This window comes from Pseudomonas sp. SGAir0191, assembly GCF_002812565.2.
In the GTDB taxonomy this organism is placed as follows: Bacteria; Pseudomonadota; Gammaproteobacteria; order Pseudomonadales; family Pseudomonadaceae; genus Aquipseudomonas; species Aquipseudomonas parafulva_B.
Genome location: NZ_CP025035.2, coordinates 1,611,747 through 1,629,453 on the forward strand (window position 1 = coordinate 1,611,747; position 17,707 = coordinate 1,629,453).

The following is a 17,707-nucleotide window of genomic DNA, read 5'->3' on the forward strand; positions in this document are numbered from 1 at the left end:
GTGGCCCCCCGACACTCTCGGCTGCAAAGCTGAAATGTTGGGGCCGCTTCGCGCCCATCGCGGTCAGTCCGGCGCCCCGGCAAGCCCGCTCCCACAAAGAATCCCGCACACCTCGGTATCCTGAGCCCTGCACGCTATCGATCACAGCGATAACCACTATCGAGCGGCCGGCCTCTCGCCTGGCAGCCCTTGCTCTTATACTCGCGGCCTGATTTAGCCTCTCGTGCGCCTGTCTCAGGCGCCCTGTCATGGAATTGTGCACAATGCCAAGCGTCAGCCCGGCCCCTCGTGGTCTGCCCGAACACCAACAGCAAAGCCTGCTCCAGCAATGGCTGGCCATTCTCTCCGTGGCCGTGGGCGCGTTCGCCCTGGTGACCAGCGAGTTTCTCCCAGTAGGCGTGCTGAACGACGTCGCCAACGATCTGGGCATCAGCGCAGGGCTTGCCGGGCTGATGGTCACCTTGCCCGGCATCATGGCGGCCCTGGCGGCGCCGACCATTTCTGTCGGTGTCGGCAACCTGGACCGGCGCTACCTGCTGATTGGCCTGACCCTGATCATGATCCTGGCCAACGCCATCGTCGCCTTTGCCGGTAACTTCCACCTGTTGCTGCTCGGGCGCGTGCTGCTGGGGGTGAGTATCGGTGGCTTCTGGGCGACCGCCATCGCCTTGAGCAGCCGCCTGGCGCCCGAGGGCGTCGGGGTGGCCAAGGCCAATTCGATCATCATGGCCGGCGTCACCCTGGCCACGGTCATCGGCGTGCCGGTGGGTACCTGGCTCAGCGGGTTGATGGGCTGGCGGATGACGTTCCTGGTCACCGCTGTGGTAGGGGTGCCGGTACTGCTGGCGCAGGTCATGCTGCTGCCCCGGTTGATGCCGGAAAAGGCGATCCGCATCAGCGACCTGCCGGCGTTGTTCATCAACCCGCAAGCGCGCGTGGGCCTGATTGCCGTGTTGCTGATCGGCCTGGCACATTTTGCGGCCTACACCTACGTGGCCCCTTTTTTCAAGCAAAGCGCCGGCTTCGATGGCCCAACCATTGGCTCATTGCTGCTGCTCTACGGCGTGGCAGGCTTCATGGGCAACATCTTCGCCGGCTTCGCGGCCAACCGCAGTGTGCGGCATACCCTCCTGCTGGTGGCATTGCTGATAGCCACCAGCACGGCGCTGTTCCCGCACTTTGCCACCGGCATGACGGGCGCTGCCATGCTCATCGCGTTATGGGGCTTTGCCTTCGGGGCGTTTCCTGCCTGCGCGAACATCTGGATGTTCGTGGTCGCGCCCAAGGATGTGGAGCGGGGCATGCCGCTGTTCGTGGCCATGTTCCAGGTCATCATCGCCGTGGGCTCGTTCTTCGGTGGTCAGGTGGTCGATCACTTGGGCACCGGCGTGCTGCTGAGCGCGGCTACGGCACTGGTAGGTTGCGGTTTCGTGACGGTGCTGGTGCTCGGGCGGAGTGTCAGCAATGCGATGGTCAGCCAGCCGGGTTGAGCCTGGCACTGATCCACCCGCGTCCGGGCGGTGTGGGGGGATTGGAATGAACGCGGCGCACCGACTAAGGGTCGCATGTTCACACCCTCCAAGAAGGAAACCTGCAATGAAAGCGATGACTCGACTGTTCACTGGCCTGGCCCTGGTTGGCGCGATGGGCGCTTCTGTTGCCTGGGCCGATCAGCCCGGCGCCGACTGGAAAGTGAACAAGGATCAGGCCGAAGCTGCCCTCAAAGGCGCCGGTTACACCCAGATCACCAAGATCGAAGCCGATGACGGTCACTGGGAAGGCGAGGGGATGAAAGCTGACGGCAAGCAGTACGAGTTCAAGGTCGACCCGCACGATGGCCGTATCGTCAAGGATGAACTGGATAACTGAGTTCAGCCTGCATTCAAAGCCCATCAGGCCCACGCAACAGCGTGGGCCTGATGCATTGGGTCAGCGGCGCAGCAGGCGCGAGACCACCATGGCCAGCGCGGCACCGATGGCTACAGCTGCAAACGGCTTTTCCTTGACGAACGACGAGACGCAGTTCACGGCATCACCGTAAGTCTTGGTCACTTGGCCTGCTGCCTGGCGGCCTTCGCCTTCGGCTTCCAGGGCCGGATCGTCGATCAGACGACCTACAGCGCTCTGGGCTTTACCGGCAATGTTCTCTGCTACACCTTCGATCTGTTCGCGTTTCATGGTTCGGTCATCCTTTCGCTAACGGGATTGGTTAAATAGCAAAAGATTAGGGCGTTAGCGCCGCCTATTGGTTCCAACGAAAGCGGTCCCAAATACTGCCGCGCCGTGCACCTGCCGCTGCTACGTGCCCTCACGCACGTGCCGTTCCAGGATCCTCGGCCCGCTGCCTTCCTCGCCCAGTACATCCTGTGGGTTACGTAGCGGGCATTGCTCCAGCGACAGGCAGCCGCAGCCGATGCAGTTGTCCAGGTTGTCGCGCAACGCCTGGAGCAGACGGATGCGCTGGTTCAGGTCTTCTCGCCACGCGCTGGACATTTCGCCCCACTGAGCCGCCGTGAGCTTGCTGTTGGGCGGGTAGCGCCCCAGCGCCTGCTTGATGTCATCCAGGGCAATACCGGTACGCTGGGCCACCTTGATGATCGCCAGGGTGCGCAGCACCAGCGACGGATAGCGGCGTTGGTTGCCAGCTGTGCGCGTGCTGGCGATCAGACCTTTGCTTTCATAGAAATGCAGTGCCGATACTGCGATACCGCTGCGGCGAGCCACCTCACCTACGGTAAGCATCCGTGTCGAATCTGCTGCCATGCGGGTCGATCTCCAATGAATGGCTGTGGTGCGTCAGAACGCTGGGGGGAAAGCAGCGGCGCTGGCGGGCATGCGGTCGCGGCGTAGCTGGTTGACCAGGCTGTAGCGATCAGCGGGGTAAAGGTTTTCGCAGACCGCCATCAGGTCGCCGTTTTCCTCGCGGTAGTGGCGCACCACGCACAGCGCCGGTGAGCCCGGCTCGGCACTCAATACCTGTGCCTGTTGCAGGGTGAGCGACTGTGCCTGAATGTGCTGGTCGATCACCGCGATGACTCGCCCGTAATGCTGCTCGATCAGGCGGGCGATCAACTGCTCGGGATGTGCCTGGGCCAGCTCGATCACCTGCACGTAGTCGGATTGGGCATAGACGGCGCTTGCACACAGCGCCAAGGCGTGCCCGGCAGAGGTACGGTGCAGCGCCTCGATGCAGAAGTACTGTTCCCCTGGCACCAGTCCCAGGCGCTCGGCCTCTTCAGGGGCGGCCACGAATTGGCGGATATCGCGAATCTGACGCAAGGGCGCCTGAAGATGATGGGAGAGCTCTGCCAGGTTCGTGATCGATTGCCGGTAGCCAATCTGGGGGTGGCGCGCCTCGACACGTGTCCCAACGCGCTTGCGCCGGGACACCAGGCCCAGGCTCTGTAACTGCTCGACCGCCGCGCGAACCGTGTGCCGGCTTACACCATACAGCGCGCACAGCTCCATTTCAGTGGGCAACAGGCCCCCGACCGGGTAGCGGCTGCTGGCGATTGCCTCGATCAAGTCCTTGGCCACGATGGCATAGCGGGCTTGGTGCATGGGTCGAACCTGTCTGGATGTTGTACAAAGGCGCCAGTGTACCAGCCGTCGGTCGCTCCCGAGCCAAGCTCCCCGCCATGGCCTCATTGCCCCTTGTGCGACCTCAGTACCAACGCTGCCACCGCACAGCCGAGCAACGCCAGGCAAGCCAGGTAGAACGCATCGCTGTAGGCCATCAGGTAGGCTTCGCGGCCGATGGTGCCCGACAACCCTTCAACCCACTGCTGTGAGTGCCAGAGCCACGTCTGCACGGTCGGGTCCAGGCGCACGTGCAGCTGCGGCTCGAACACGGTCACGTGCTCATGGATGCGCGCACTGTGCAGGCGTTCGCGCGTGGCCACCAGCTGGGTCAGGCCGGCCGTGCCGATGGCGCCACCCAAGTTACGCAGCATCGAGAACACCGCCGAGGCGGACCCGGCCTCGCGCTTGTCCAGCCCGGCCACTGCCAGCACCGACAACGCGACCATGATGAAAGGCTGGCCGATGCCCCGCACCACGGTGGAAGGGATGATCACATTGTCGGCACTGTCGGCAGTCAGGCTGGCGCCCATCCAGCAGCCCAGCGCCATGATCATGAACCCGCTGGCCACCATGAACTTTGCGCTGGTCCACCTCATCAGGCGCGGCATCAACGGCGCCAGCAGCAGCTGCACGAGCCCGTAGGCGATCAACGCCACACCCACGTCTCGTGCACTGAAGCCCTGCAGTTGCGACAGGTAGTTGGGCACCAGAAACACCAGCCCGAAGGTGGCGGCGCCGAATATGAACATCGCCAGGCTGGCCACGCCGAAGTTGTAACGGCCCAGCAACCGCAGGTTGATGAACGCGCGCGGGCTGAACAGCTGGGTCGTCACGAACAGCACCAGGGCCAATGCCGACACCACGGTCATGCCGGTGATGAACGAAGACCCGAACCAATCCAACCGGCCGCCTTCTTCCAGCACGATCTGCAGCCCGCCCAGGCCGATCACCATGGCGGCGATGCCCAGCCAGTCACCGTGGCGCAGCAGCTGCAACTTCATCGGCCTGGCCTCGATGGACCAGGCAATGGCGCACAGCAACGCGATACCAGGAAACAGCTGCAGGTAGAAGATCCAGCGCCAGGAATAGGCATCGGTCAACCAGCCGCCGATCGAAGGGCCTGCGGCCTGCGCCACGCTGTTGGCCAGGCTGAACAAGGCCATGCCCATGGCCATCCGGCTGGCCGGCAATTCGGTGATGATCAGCTGGAACGACAGCGGAATCAGGACGGCGCCGGCGGCGCCCTGAATTACCCGGATCACGATCATGGTTTCAAGGTTCGGCGCCCACGAACAGGCCACCGACGCGATCAGAAAGACCAGCGAGCCCGTCCACATCACCCGGCGCAGGGAGAACACCTCCACCAGCCAGGCCGTCAAGGGGATCATCACGATCTCTGCCACCAGGTAGGCAGTGGATATCCATGAGCCTTCCTCGAAGCTGGCGCCTAGCGAGCCGCGTATCTCGGGCAGTGCGGCGCTGGTGACGTGCACGTTCATGCCGGCCATGAAACAGCCGAACAGCCCGCCCAGCACGGCCACCCAGGCGCGCAGGGATACCGGTTGTTCAGTGCGCATCGGCAGGCTCCGGCGTGCGCGTGTCGACGGTGGTCACCACCGACATGCCGGGCAGTATCTGCGGCCCGTTTGCAGGCAGGTCGAGCAGGATGCGCACCGGAAAACGCTGGACGATCTTGGTGAAGTTGCCCGTGGCATTGTCCGACGGCAGCAGCGCGAAGACATTGCCCGAGGCCGGCGAGAAGCTCGCCACCTGACCTTTGAATGCATGGCCAGGGAAGCTGTCCACCTGAACCTGCACAGGCTGCCCTGGGCGCATCCGAGCCAACTGGGTTTCCTTGTAGTTGGCCACGACATAGGCCTGCGCCACCGGCACCACCGCCAGCAACGGCTGGCCCGGCACCACGTATTGCCCTGCACGCACGCGGCGCTGGCCCACTACGCCTGCCACCGGTGCGCGCAGCACGGTGTCCTCGGCGTCCTGTTCGGCCAGCCGACGTTCGGCGCTGGCGCTTTCTAAGGCGGCTTGACGCCGCTGCAGATCGGCCTCGGCCTGGGCAGCGCCGGCCTTGGCCATCCGTTGCTGTGCCTGTTGTTCACGCCATGCTGCCTTGGCCCCTTGCTCGACAGCCTTGGCCTGGTTGGCAGCGGCCAGTGCCTGCTCCAGTCGCTGAGTCGTGGCGGCCTCGTCGCGTACCAAGCCCTGGTAGCGCTGCAGGTCCAGCTGGCTGCGACGACGTTCGGCGCTGGCACTGTGCACGGCGGCTTCGGCCTTGAGGGTTGCTTGGGCCTGCTGCTCGATGCGCTGCACGGCCAGCTCGCGGTGAGCCTGCGCCGCGTCTATGGCCGCCTGCGCCTGGCGTTCGGCAGCGCGCGCGCGATCCCTGCGAGCCTGGTAATCGCGATCCTGCAACCGCACCAGCACAGCGCCGGCTTGAACCGGCTGGTCATCTTCGACCTCTACCGTCGCCACATAGCCTGCCACGCGCGAACTCAATGCCACCCAATCGGCGCGGATGTAGGCGTCATCGGTACTTTCCAGGTAGCGCCCGGTGGTGAACCAGTAGCCAGCGAGCGCCAGTAGCGCCAGCACGCCCAGGCCTGCGCCGCCGATATAGACCAACCGCCGTCGTGTGCGAATGGTTGCATGCTCGGTAGTCGGGGTTGGGGTGGGCGTTTCTACAGCAGCGTTCATGGTAGGGTTCCATTGTCGAGTGAAGGCAGTTGCGCTTTGCGAGCGGTGGGCGTTGGGTGGAGAGCGGTGCCTGGGGCGTGGCGGATTCACCATCCCCCGCCCAGCGCGCGAAACAGGTCGATCTGCGCCCTGGCCACCTTGCCGCGCGCCTCGAGGAGCTGGTCATGCAGGGCAATCAGCTCGCGCTCGCTGTCAAGCAGGGCCAGCCCGTCCTGGGTGCCCGCACGGTAGCTGGCCTCTGCCAGGGCGAAGCCACGCTGGCTGTGCTCAAGCGCGGCCTGCAGCGAAGACAGGTGCTGCTGCTCACCGGCATGACGGGCCAAGGCCTGGCGCACATCCTTCAGGGCCTTGAGCGCGACGCTGCGATAGTGAGCGCGCTGGGCCTGCTGCAAAGCCTGGGCCTTGCCCAACCGGGCACGATTGGCTTGCAGGTTGGGAAATTCCCAGCTGATCAGCGGGCCGACGCCGAACGTGATGGCGCGGCTGGCACCCAGGCCATTGATGTGGCGATCAGCACTAGCCAGCTGGGCGCCAAAGCGAACCTTGGGGTACAGGTCGGCGCGCACGATGTCCGTTTCCAGGCCGGCGGCTTGCAACTCTCTTTCAGCCTGGCGTACGTCGGGGCGCCGTTCGAGCAGGTGCCAGCCATCGCCTGTGGGCAGCGCTGCCGTGAGCGACGGGATGGCAGCGCAAGGTTGGGTGTGATCGACCGTGGCCTCACCCGCCAGCGTGCTCAGCTCGAACAGTGCCACCTGGCGCCGCGCCTCGAAAACGGGTATCCGGGCGCGAACCTGCTCACGCAGGCCAAGCAGCCGCTCACCGTCCAGCGCCGTAGCGATGCCGGCCTGACGCTGGCGGTCGCTCAACAGCAGGCTGCGATCAAGGGTGCGCAGGGCTTGCCTGGCTTGACTCAGGCGAGCGGTGTAGACGCATTGTTCGATGTAGGCACGGCTGGTCTGGGCTGCCACCTGCAGCCCCACGGCATCGTGTGCGGCAGCCGCGGCCTGCGCTTGCGCCTTGGCGCGATCGATTTGGGTTTGCACCTGCCCCCACAGGTCCACCTGATAGGCCAGCTCCATGCCCGGATTGAACTGCCATGAGGAAGAAGCATGGCTGTCGCGCGCCTGGGCCAGGGTCTGATCGTCACTGTCCCTGCCGTAGGTCGCAGCAATGCCCAGCGAGGTGGCAGGCAGGCGCTGCGCCTGGAACTCGCCAATGCCGGCCAGCAGTGCGCGCACGTTGGCTTGGGCCTGCGCCAGGTCCTGGTTATTGGCCAGTGCGCGCTCCACCCAGCGCTCGAGTTGCGGGTCCTGGTACAGCTGCCACCAGCGCTGGGGCAAAGGCTGTGCGCTTACCCCGGCCTGGGTCTTGGCCAAAGGATTGACCCGCATGGCCGCGGGGGGCTGTTCGCAGGCGACAGGGTGCGTGCAACCTGCCAGCAGGCTGAGCGTCAGCACAGCGCAAAGGCGTACGGGGGAGGGGATCATCGACAAAGTGGGCATCATGAGCATCGCTTGGCAGTCATGATGCAACGTTAACGAGACCAGTCAGGCCAAGGCTGCCGCAAGCGGGACAACCGTGCGCGCCAGCCGGACAATCCGAGCCGTTTCAGCGGGGGCGTGCGCTACCGTCCTGCCAGTCGCTGGGCGCGTACCCCAAGATGCGCTTGAACATGGCTGCAAAGGCGCTGGGGCTCTGGTAGCCGTGTTCGAGCGCCACATTGATGATCGGCCGACCTGCCGCCAGGCACTGCTGGCTCAACATCACCCGCGCCCGAGCGCGCCATTGGCCGTGGGACATGCCCAGCTCGCGCTGGAACAGCCGGGCCACATTGCGTGTGCTCATGTTCAGCGCCGTGGCGCACTGTTCAAGGGCATGTTCCTCGGCCGGTGCCTGCAGCATGCGCTCGCACCAGGTCCTCAGGCGTGGGTGCGTCGGCAGTGCTATGAACGTGTCGATGCGCCTTGCATAGGCGAGCTCGCCCAGAATGAGCGCCCGTACGTGCTCCCCCTCCCGGATACCGAGCATGCGCGAGGCAGCCAGGATCAACTCACGCAACAACCCTGTCACCACGATCACCTGGCAGTGGTCGACGTGGGGCGCCAGCAGCAGGGAGCGCATGCTGACGACGCCTTCCATGACAATCTCATGGCTGACGCCGGCCGGCACCCACAGCGCATTGCCCCCATGAATCACCCAGCTTCCCGAATCGGTCTTCACATGCACAGTGCCACTAGCTGCGTAGATCAGCTGGTCGTGGGCGTGGCAGTGGCTGGCCACGTGATCGCCGGGGGCGTAGTCCATTTCGAGTGTTTGCATGGCGGGATCCATTATGGGAATGGATCCAATTGTAAGGGGGGATTGTGTGTAGATGTTGCAAAGCGTGGGGTAGTGCGCGGGCTAAGTGCGATTGAATTGCTTGATCTGCTTAAAAGTTGAGGTGTGATTGCGGATTATGTGTTTTTTGCAGTTGTAATTGTGTTGCCGAGCGGAGTGTCTGGGGAGCGCTCAACGGTCTATCCCGAGCATGCCGGCTGTCGATGGAGGTCGGCATGCAGAAATTGGACGTTACAAGCCTTCCTCAAGCGCGAGCAGTGCTTCGATCGTCTGCCGACGTCGGATCAAGCGCACGGCCTGGCCTTCGATCATCACCTCTGGCAGCAAGGGCCGGCTGTTGTAGTTGGACGACATGGAGGCACCGTAGGCACCGGCATCGTGAATCACCAGCAAGTCGCCGACCTGGGCCTGGGGCAAGTCCTGAGGGCAGAGCGCCTGGTCATCCTGAGTGAACACGTCGCCCGATTCGCACAGTGGGCCGGCCACTACGGTCGGTTGCCGCGGGCGGTCCACCGGGTGGCCATCGGCATCGAGCAGGGTCATGGCATGGTAGGCCCCGTACATCGCAGGGCGCATGAGGTCGTTGAAGCCAGCATCGACCAGCACGAACGTGTTGCGGCCCACCTGCTTGACGGCACGGACTTCGGTCACCAGATAGCCCGACTCGGCCACCAGAAAACGCCCTGGCTCGATCTCCATGCGCACCGGGTGGCCCAGCAGCGCTTCGATTTCCTGGCGTGCCACTGCCCAGGTTTGCGCGTAGCGCTGCAGGTTCACCGGCGTGTCGGTAGTGCGGTACGGCGTCGAGAGCCCACCGCCGATCGAGAACGCTTCGATATCGGTGTCCAGGCGCGCGATCAGCTCGATCATGGCGCGAGCCACCTGCTCCAGATGGGTGTAGTCCACGCCGGAGCCGATGTGCATGTGCACGCCCACCAGGTGCAGGCGATGGGCCCTGATGCAGGCGAGCGCCTGCGGCAAGTCTTCATGCCAGATGCCATGCTTGCTGTTCTCGCCCCCGGTATTGGTCTTGCGGCTGTGGCCATGGCCGAACCCCGGGTTGATGCGCAGCCAGACACGGTGCCCTGGCGAGTGCTCGCCCAACTGGCGCAGCATGTCGATGGAGCCTGCGTTGACTTCGATCTTTTCCGCGACCACGCGTGCCAGGGTAGCGCGGTCCAGCACGTCGCAGGTCAGCACCACCCCCGCAGGCTCGCCCGCCACACTGGCGCCGGCTGCAAAGGCGCGTTCCATTTCCCCAAGCGATACCGCATCGAGCACCAGGCCGTGCTCGCGCATCAAGCGCAACACCTGCAGATTGGGATTGGCTTTCTGGGCGAAGCGTACGGTATCGAATGGCTTGAGCTGTTCTATCCGTCTGAGGATGGTGGCGGCGTCGTAGGCCCACAGGGGTGAACCGTACTGGCGAACGGCGTTGGCTAGGACAGAGAAGGGAATGGTCATGATCGAATGGCTCGGCACAGGTGGAAGCCGACAGCATGGCCCGTAGACTCGATTCAGAAAAATAGCTATTTTTGCGCCGTCCATTCATCTCTGATATGCCCTGAGAATGCAGTCGGTGCTCCCATGAAACTCTCCGCCCGCCACATCGAAGTGTTCCGCGCCATCATGGCCTCAGGTAGCGTCACAGGCGCGGCGCGTCTGCTGTTCACCTCGCAGCCGACCATCAGCCGTGAGCTGGCGCGGTTGGAGCACGTGACGGGCCTGCATCTGTTCGAGCGCACGGCCGGTCGGTTGGAAGCCACCGCCCAGGCGTTGCTGCTGATCGAGGAGGTAGAGCGGGCGTATGTGGGGCTTGAGCGCATCGAGCGTTTTGCCCAGGCCATTCGCAACTTCCAGCAGGGCCAGTTGGCCGTCACCTGCCTGCCGTTGTTTTCGCAGACCCTGCTGCCCAAGGTCTGCCAGCGTTTTCATAAGCAGCACCCTGGGGTGAGCGTAAGCATCAAAGCCCAGGAGTCGCCGCTGCTGGAGGAGTCCCTGGCCACCCAGCAGCATGACCTGGGCCTGACGGAAGTCGCGCAGATACCCCGTGGGGCGAGCGGGGAATTGCTGTTCAGCGCCGACATGGTCTGCGTGCTCCCTGAGCAACACCCGTTGCAGGCCAGGTCACGGCTGAGCCTAGCGGATTTCCATGAGGTCGATTTCATCAACCTGGCCAGCCTGGACACCTATCGCCAGCGTCTGGACCACCATTTTCGCGCGGCTGGGGTGAACCGTCGCACGGTCATCGAGACCACCAGCGCCGCCTCGGTGTGCGCCATGGTCAGGCAGGGCCTGGGCGTAGCCATCATCAACCCCTTGAGCGGGCTGGAGGCCGCCCAGAGTGGCTTGCTCATCAGGCCGCTGGAGATCTCGATCGCCTACCAGGTGATGCTGGTCAGGCCAGACCATCGGCCGGCCTCGGCGGCAGTCGAGCCGTTCTGCCAGACACTGCGCGAGCAGGCGCAGGCGATGCAGCGCGCCCTGGCCTAGCCTCCGTGGCCCGCGGCACGCCTGCCCAGTGATCGACGGATCAAAGCTCGCAGACGAAAGTGCCGGTGCCGCTCAGGATGTTCTCCAAGGTTTGCCTGATCTCGTCCAGGTCGCTCAGCGTGCTGGTCAGGTTGATCTGAAGCACCTCATCACCGCGCAAGGCGTCCCGGTCACCTGCTGCCACTTCGATCAACAGGCTCGTTGCCTTCAAGGTCACTTTCAAGCCGTCCAGGGTCGAGGGCTCATCGTCCAGGGTCAGATCAACCGTGTCTTCGTCAGGGTAGCGGGTCAGCAAGAACATCTGACCTTTGTCACTGTGGCAGCACAGGGTTGCCATGTTGTCCTCCTCTTCATCGCAGGGGGTGGCGAACAGCACGGCGGTGTCGATTTGCATGGCAAGCTCGGATCTAAGGAAACGGAAGGGAATTCTGACAGTCTTGCTTACATGCATAAACGTAAAGTTACCGCCCCTTGAACGAAATTGTCGCAGCGCTGCAAGCCTTGATGACCGGTCAGTCGTTAAGCTTCGCCCAGTCCTGGGCGTGCATGCACACGCTCAACGCCTGGTTTTCATCGTTCGCCCTGCCCGCGATCGTCTATCGTTGACCCCGGCACGGCGCACGCAGCGACGCTTCAACTATTACAAAGCCCAAGCGGAGTACCACAGATGGCGTTCTTCACCGCGGCCAGCAAAGCCGACTTCCAGCATCAACTGCAAGCGGCCCTGGCGCAGCACATCAGCGAACAGTCCCTGCCACAAGTGGCGCTGTTCGCCGAGCAGTTCTTCGGCATCATCTCTCTGGACGAACTCACCCAGCGCAGGCTTTCCGACCTGGCCGGCTGCACCCTGTCGGCCTGGCGCATCGTCGAGCGTTTCGACCCCGAGCACCCGCAGGTGCGCGTGTACAACCCCGATTACGAGCGCAACGGCTGGCAGTCGACCCACACGGTCGTCGAGGTGCTGCACCATGACCTGCCGTTTCTGGTGGACTCGGTCCGCACCGAACTGAACCGCCGCGGCTACAGCATTCACACCCTGCAGACCACGGTATTGAGCGTGCGCCGCAACGCCAAGGGCGAGTTGCTGGAACTGCTGCCCAAGGGCACCCACGGTGAAGGGGTGGGGCACGAGTCGCTGATGTACCTGGAAATCGACCGCTGCGCCAACGCTGCGGAGTTGAGCGTGCTGGCCCGGGAAATCGAGCAGGTGCTGGCCGAGGTCCGCGTGGCGGTCGATGATTTCGAACCGATGAAGGACAAGCTGCGGGAGGTCGTGGCGCTGGTCGAGCAGACCCCGTACGGGCCGGCCCAGCATGAAAAGGGCGAGGTCAAGGCATTCCTTGAGTGGTTGTTGGACAACCACTTCACCTTCCTGGGCTATGAAGAGTTCACCGTCCAGGCCGATCAGGCCGGCGGGCAGATGGTCTACGACGAGCAGTCGTTCCTTGGCCTGCCGCGTCGCCTGCGCGTTGGCTTGACCCCTGAAGAGCTGCGCATCGAAGATTACGCCGTGGCCTACCTGGCCGAGCCACTGCTGCTCTCCTTCGCCAAGGCTGCGCTGCCAAGCCGCGTACACCGCCCGGGCTACCCTGATTACGTGTCCATCCGCCAGCTCGATGCCTCGGGTAACGTGCTCAAGGAACACCGCTTCATGGGCCTGTACACCTCCACGGTGTACGGCGAAAGCGTTCATGCCATCCCTTACATCCGGGTCAAGGTCGCTGAAGTCGAGCGCCGTTCCGGCTTCGATACCAAGGCTCACCTGGGCAAGGAACTGGCGCAGGTGCTCGAAGTGCTGCCGCGCGACGACCTGTTCCAGACCCCGGTGGATGAGCTGTTCAGCACGGTCATGTCCATCGTGCAGATTCAGGAGCGCAACAAGATTCGCGTCTTCCTGCGCAAGGACCCGTACGGACGCTTCTGCTATTGCCTGGCCTATGTACCGCGTGAAATCTATTCCACCGAGGTTCGCCAGAAAATCCAGCAGGTGTTGATGGAGCGCCTGAAGGCCAGCGATTGCGAATTCTGGACCTTCTTCTCCGAGTCGGTACTGGCCCGTGTGCAGCTGATTCTGCGGGTGGACCCGAAGAACCGCATCGACATCGACCCACAGCAGCTCGAGCGTGAGGTCATCCAGGCCTGCCGCTCCTGGCAGGACGATTTCTCGGCGTTGGTCGTGGAGAACTTCGGCGAGGCACAGGGCACCAACATCCTGGCCGATTTCCCCAAAGGCTTCCCAGCCGGCTACCGCGAGCGCTTCGCCGCCCATTCGGCGGTGGTGGACCTGCAGCATGTGCTGGCCCTGTCGGAAAGCAAGCCACTGGCCATGAGTTTCTACCAGCCACTGACGCGGGTTGGCGAGCGCACCCTGCACTGCAAGCTGTACCACGCCGACACCCCCCTGGCGCTGTCGGACGTGCTGCCAATCCTCGAAAACCTCGGCCTGCGCGTGCTGGGCGAGTTCCCGTATCGCCTGCGCCACGCCAATGGCCGCGAATACTGGATTCACGACTTCGCCTTCACCTACAGCGAAGGCCTGAGCCTGAACATTCAAGAGCTCAATGACACCTTCCAGGATGCGTTCATCCACATCGTCGGCGGCGATGCCGAAAACGATGCCTTCAACCGTCTGGTGCTGACAGCGGGCCTGCCATGGCGTGACGTGGCGTTGCTGCGTGCCTATGCACGCTACCTGAAACAAATCCGCCTGGGCTTCGACCTGGGCTACATCGCCAGTACGCTGAACAACCATACCGACATCGCGCGCGAGCTGACCCGCCTGTTCAAGACGCGTTTCTACCTGGCCCGCAAGCTGACCCAGGATGACCTGGAGGACAAGCAGCAGCGGCTTGAGCAAGCGATCCTCAATGCGCTGGACGAGGTGCAGGTACTCAACGAAGACCGCATCCTGCGGCGCTACCTGGACCTGATCAAGGCCACCCTGCGCACCAACTTCTATCAGCTCGATGCCAACGGCCAGAACAAGTCGTATTTCAGCTTCAAGTTCAACCCCAAGCTTGTGCCCGAACTGCCCAAGCCGGTGCCCAAGTTCGAGATCTTCGTCTACTCACCCCGGGTCGAAGGGGTGCACCTGCGCTTCGGCAACGTTGCGCGCGGTGGCCTGCGCTGGTCGGACCGCGAGGAAGACTATCGCACCGAGGTGCTGGGCCTGGTCAAGGCGCAGCAGGTCAAGAACTCGGTAATCGTGCCGGTCGGCGCCAAGGGCGGTTTCCTGCCACGGCGCCTGCCATTGGGCGGTACGCGTGACGAGATCGCGGCAGAGGGCGTGGCGTGCTACCGCATCTTCATCTCGGGCTTGCTCGACATTACCGACAACCTCAAGGACGGTGGCGTGGTGCCGCCGGTCGGCGTGGTGCGTCACGACGATGACGACCCGTACCTGGTGGTGGCGGCTGACAAAGGCACGGCCACGTTCTCGGACATCGCCAACGGCATCGCCATCGACTATGGCTTCTGGCTGGGTGATGCCTTCGCATCGGGTGGCTCGGCAGGCTACGACCACAAGAAGATGGGCATCACCGCCCGTGGGGCCTGGGTCGGCGTCCAGCGTCACTTCCGTGAGCGCGGCATCAATGTGCAAGAAGACCCGATCACCGTGATTGGTGTGGGCGACATGGCAGGCGACGTCTTCGGCAACGGCCTGTTGATGTCCGACAAGCTCCAGCTGGTAGCGGCCTTCAACCACCTGCATATCTTCATCGACCCCAACCCGGAGCCGGCCTCCAGCTTTGCCGAGCGCAAGCGCCTGTTCGACTTGCCACGTTCGGCATGGACCGACTACGACACCAGCATCATGTCCGAAGGCGGCGGCATTTTCCCGCGTAGCGCCAAGAGCATCGCCATCACGGCGCAGATGAAGGAACGCTTTGCCATCGAGGCCGACCGCCTGACGCCCACCGAGCTGCTCAATGCCCTGCTCAAGGCGCCTGTGGACCTGCTCTGGAACGGTGGCATCGGCACCTACGTCAAGGCCAGTGGCGAAAGCCACGCCGACGTGGGCGACAAGGCCAACGACGCCTTGCGTGTCAACGGCAACGAGCTGCGCTGCAAGGTGGTAGGCGAGGGCGGCAACCTGGGCATGACCCAGCTTGGCCGGGTGGAATTCGGCCTGCACGGCGGCGCCACCAACACCGACTTCATCGACAACGCCGGCGGCGTGGACTGCTCCGACCACGAGGTCAACATCAAGATCCTGCTCAACGAGGTGGTGCAGGGTGGCGACATGACCGAGAAGCAGCGCAACCAGTTGCTCGGCAGCATGACCGAGGAAGTGTCTGGCCTGGTGCTGGGCAACAACTACAAGCAGACCCAGGCGCTGTCGCTGGCAGCGCGACGCGTGCGCGAGCGCATTGCCGAGTACAAGCGCCTGATGGCCGACCTCGAGGCCCGCGGCAAGCTTGACCGGGCCATCGAGTTCCTGCCTTCCGAGGAACAGCTGGCCGAGCGCCTCGCCGCAGGCCAGGGCCTGACCCGTGCAGAGCTCTCGGTGCTGATCTCCTACAGCAAGATCGACTTGAAAGAGCAGCTGCTCAAGTCCCAGGTGCCGGACGACGACTACCTGACCCGCGACATGGAAACCGCGTTCCCGCCGTCGCTGGTCAGCAAGTTCGCCGACTCCATGCGCCGCCACCGCCTCAAGCGCGAGATCGTCAGCACCCAGATCGCCAACGACCTGGTCAACAACATGGGCATCACCTTCGTGCAGCGGTTGAAGGAATCGACCGGCATGAGCCCTGCCAACGTAGCCGGGGCCTACGTGATCGTGCGTGACATCTTCCACCTGCCGCACTGGTTCCGTCAGATCGAGGCGCTGGACTACCAGGTTCCCGCCGAGATCCAGCTGACCCTGATGGACGAACTGATGCGCCTGGGCCGCCGTGCCACGCGCTGGTTCCTGCGCAGCCGTCGCAATGAGCAGGACGCTGGCCGTGATTGCGCCCACTTCGGGCCGAAGATCGCCCAGCTTGGGCTCAAGCTCGACGAATTGCTCGAAGGCCCAACCCGCGAACGCTGGATGGTGCGTTACCAGAGCTTCGTCGAAGCGGGGGTGCCAGAGCTGTTGGCACGTATGGTGGCTGGCACCAGCCATCTGTACACCTTGCTGCCGATCATCGAGGCAGCTGATGTGACAGGTCACGAGCCAGCGCAGGTGGCCAAGGCGTTCTTCGCCGTGGGCAGCGCGCTTGACCTGACCTGGTACTTGCAGGAAATCAGCAACCTGCCGGTGGAGAACAACTGGCAGGCCCTGGCCCGGGAAGCCTTCCGCGACGACATCGACCTGCAACAACGCGCGATCACCATCTCGGTATTGCAGATGGCCGATGCTCCGCAGGACATGGATGCACGGGTCGCGCTATGGGCCGAGCAGCATCGGGTGATGGTGGAGCGCTGGCGCGCCATGCTCGATGACCTGCGCAGCGCTTCGGGCCATGACTACGCGATGTATGCAGTGGCCAACCGCGAACTGGTCGATCTGGCCATGAGCGGGCAGGCGACTGTGATGCCGTCTTGAGTCAATGCTGAACTGAAAAAGCCCCGGCAGTGATGCCGGGGCTTTTTTATTGTTGGGTGCTGTTCACGATGTTGGCGCTCAAAACCCACGGCATCATCAGGCAAACCCACTACTGCGTCATTTGAAACGCCGCTCCACACCTTTCTCGACCAGAATCTTGGCCGAGATCTCTTCCACCGAAAAATGCGTGGAATTGATGTTTGGGATGTTCTCACGGCGGAACAGGCTCTCGACTTCTCGCACCTCGAATTCGCACTGGGCAAAGCTCGAATAACGGCTATTGGGCTTGCGCTCGTGGCGAATGGCGGTCAGCCGGTCGGGGTCGATGGTCAGGCCGAACAGCTTGCTGTGGTGCTTTTTCAATACCGCCGGCAGTTGCAGGCGCTCCATGTCGTCCTCGGTCAACGGGTAATTGGCCGCGCGGATGCCGAACTGCATGGCCATGTACAGGCACGTCGGCGTCTTGCCGCAACGGGACACACCCACCAGGATCAGGTCAGCCTTGTCGTAGTAATGGGTGCGGGCGCCGTCATCGTTGTCCAGGGCGAAGTTCACCGCCTCGATGCGCTCCATGTAGTTGGAGTTGCCACCAATGGAGTGGGATTTGCCCACCGAATACGAGGAATGGGCGGTCAGCTCCTGCTCCAGCGGTGACAGGAACGAGGAGAAGATGTCGATCATGAACCCATTGGAGGTGGCCAAGATCTCGCGGATGTCCTGATTGACGATGGTGTCGAAGATGATCGGCCGCATGCCGTCGCGCTCGGCGGCCGCATTGATCTGCTGGACCATGTTGCGCGCTTTTTCAGGGGAGTCGATGTAGGGTCGGGTGAATTTGCTGAAAGGAATGCTCTCGAACTGCGCGAGCAGGCTCTGGCCCAGGGTCTCGGCAGTGATGCCGGTGCCGTCGGAGATGAAGAACGCGGTTCGTTTCATTTGCGATCGGGGCCTTAGTGATGATGACGTTTCTTGATTATGATAAGTTCGCTTTGCCGAATGCGGCTGTCGGCATTCTCACTTATTTTCCAGGTACAGGCCACATGCGTCCGG

At 63.4% G+C, this 17,707-nt stretch carries 15 protein-coding genes; 5 read left to right on the top strand and 10 right to left on the bottom strand.

Going from position 1 to position 17,707, the window contains the following annotated elements:
* Nucleotides 1–263 precede the first annotated feature (263 nt).
* The gene (locus CWR53_RS07340) at nucleotides 264–1,490 is read left to right on the top strand and encodes an MFS transporter (RefSeq protein ID WP_058604510.1); all 1,227 of its coding nucleotides are present in this window, start codon (nucleotides 264–266) and stop codon (nucleotides 1,488–1,490) included.
* A 106-nt stretch (nucleotides 1,491–1,596) separates the two neighbouring features.
* Nucleotides 1,597–1,869, top strand: coding sequence for a PepSY domain-containing protein (locus tag CWR53_RS07345; protein ID WP_023533665.1), 273 nt, complete (start codon nucleotides 1,597–1,599; stop codon nucleotides 1,867–1,869).
* A 60-nt stretch (nucleotides 1,870–1,929) separates the two neighbouring features.
* On the opposite strand, the gene CWR53_RS07350 is transcribed toward CWR53_RS07345, so the two are convergent.
* The 8 genes from CWR53_RS07350 to lysA form a co-directional block, all read right to left on the bottom strand.
* Entirely contained in the window at nucleotides 1,930–2,178 is a 249-nt protein-coding gene (locus tag CWR53_RS07350; RefSeq protein ID WP_023533700.1) for a CsbD family protein, read from the bottom strand.
* A 120-nt stretch (nucleotides 2,179–2,298) separates the two neighbouring features.
* On the bottom strand, nucleotides 2,299–2,763 hold the full coding sequence (gene soxR, locus CWR53_RS07355; RefSeq protein WP_058604511.1) for a redox-sensitive transcriptional activator SoxR: 465 nt from the start codon (nucleotides 2,761–2,763) through the stop codon (nucleotides 2,299–2,301).
* Between the two features lie 33 nt (nucleotides 2,764–2,796).
* Nucleotides 2,797–3,561, bottom strand: a complete 765-nt coding sequence (locus CWR53_RS07360; RefSeq protein WP_100851148.1) for a GntR family transcriptional regulator — start codon at nucleotides 3,559–3,561, stop codon at nucleotides 2,797–2,799.
* Nucleotides 3,562–3,644: 83 nt separating this feature from the next.
* Nucleotides 3,645–5,159 carry an MDR family MFS transporter gene (locus CWR53_RS07365; RefSeq protein ID WP_100851149.1) on the bottom strand — a complete coding sequence of 505 codons (1,515 nt, stop codon included), beginning with the start codon at nucleotides 5,157–5,159 and terminating at the stop codon, nucleotides 3,645–3,647.
* Nucleotides 5,149–6,294 carry an HlyD family secretion protein gene (locus CWR53_RS07370; protein WP_100851150.1) on the bottom strand — a complete coding sequence of 382 codons (1,146 nt, stop codon included), beginning with the start codon at nucleotides 6,292–6,294 and terminating at the stop codon, nucleotides 5,149–5,151. The genes CWR53_RS07365 and CWR53_RS07370 overlap by 11 nt, the downstream gene beginning before the upstream one ends.
* 86 nt (nucleotides 6,295–6,380) lie before the next feature.
* Nucleotides 6,381–7,796, bottom strand: coding sequence for an efflux transporter outer membrane subunit (locus tag CWR53_RS07375; protein ID WP_375335488.1), 1,416 nt, complete (start codon nucleotides 7,794–7,796; stop codon nucleotides 6,381–6,383).
* Nucleotides 7,797–7,902: 106 nt separating this feature from the next.
* A complete protein-coding gene (locus tag CWR53_RS07380) occupies nucleotides 7,903–8,613 on the bottom strand; it encodes a helix-turn-helix domain-containing protein (RefSeq protein ID WP_100851151.1) in 711 nt (236 codons plus the stop codon).
* Nucleotides 8,614–8,862: 249 nt separating this feature from the next.
* A complete protein-coding gene (gene lysA / locus CWR53_RS07385) occupies nucleotides 8,863–10,095 on the bottom strand; it encodes a diaminopimelate decarboxylase (RefSeq protein WP_100851152.1) in 1,233 nt (410 codons plus the stop codon).
* 123 nt (nucleotides 10,096–10,218) lie between these two features.
* On the opposite strand from lysA, the gene CWR53_RS07390 reads away from it, so the two are divergent.
* Entirely contained in the window at nucleotides 10,219–11,124 is a 906-nt protein-coding gene (locus tag CWR53_RS07390) for a LysR family transcriptional regulator (protein WP_100851153.1), read from the top strand.
* A gap of 40 nt (nucleotides 11,125–11,164) precedes the next feature.
* Here the strand turns inward: CWR53_RS07390 and CWR53_RS07395 are convergent, their stop codons facing one another.
* On the bottom strand, nucleotides 11,165–11,518 hold the full coding sequence (locus tag CWR53_RS07395; protein ID WP_058604518.1) for a hypothetical protein: 354 nt from the start codon (nucleotides 11,516–11,518) through the stop codon (nucleotides 11,165–11,167).
* A gap of 77 nt (nucleotides 11,519–11,595) precedes the next feature.
* Between CWR53_RS07395 and CWR53_RS23150 the strand changes: the two genes are divergently transcribed.
* The gene (locus tag CWR53_RS23150; RefSeq protein ID WP_256675187.1) at nucleotides 11,596–11,730 is read left to right on the top strand and encodes a hypothetical protein; all 135 of its coding nucleotides are present in this window, start codon (nucleotides 11,596–11,598) and stop codon (nucleotides 11,728–11,730) included.
* Between the two features lie 61 nt (nucleotides 11,731–11,791).
* Nucleotides 11,792–16,657 (top strand): NAD-glutamate dehydrogenase, encoded by a 4,866-nt coding sequence (locus CWR53_RS07400; RefSeq protein WP_100851154.1) that lies wholly within the window; start codon nucleotides 11,792–11,794, stop codon nucleotides 16,655–16,657.
* 117 nt (nucleotides 16,658–16,774) lie between these two features.
* Here CWR53_RS07400 and CWR53_RS07405 read toward each other — a convergent pair whose 3' ends face one another.
* The gene (locus CWR53_RS07405) at nucleotides 16,775–17,593 is read right to left on the bottom strand and encodes a pyruvate, water dikinase regulatory protein (RefSeq protein ID WP_027916539.1); all 819 of its coding nucleotides are present in this window, start codon (nucleotides 17,591–17,593) and stop codon (nucleotides 16,775–16,777) included.
* Nucleotides 17,594–17,707 lie beyond the last annotated feature (114 nt).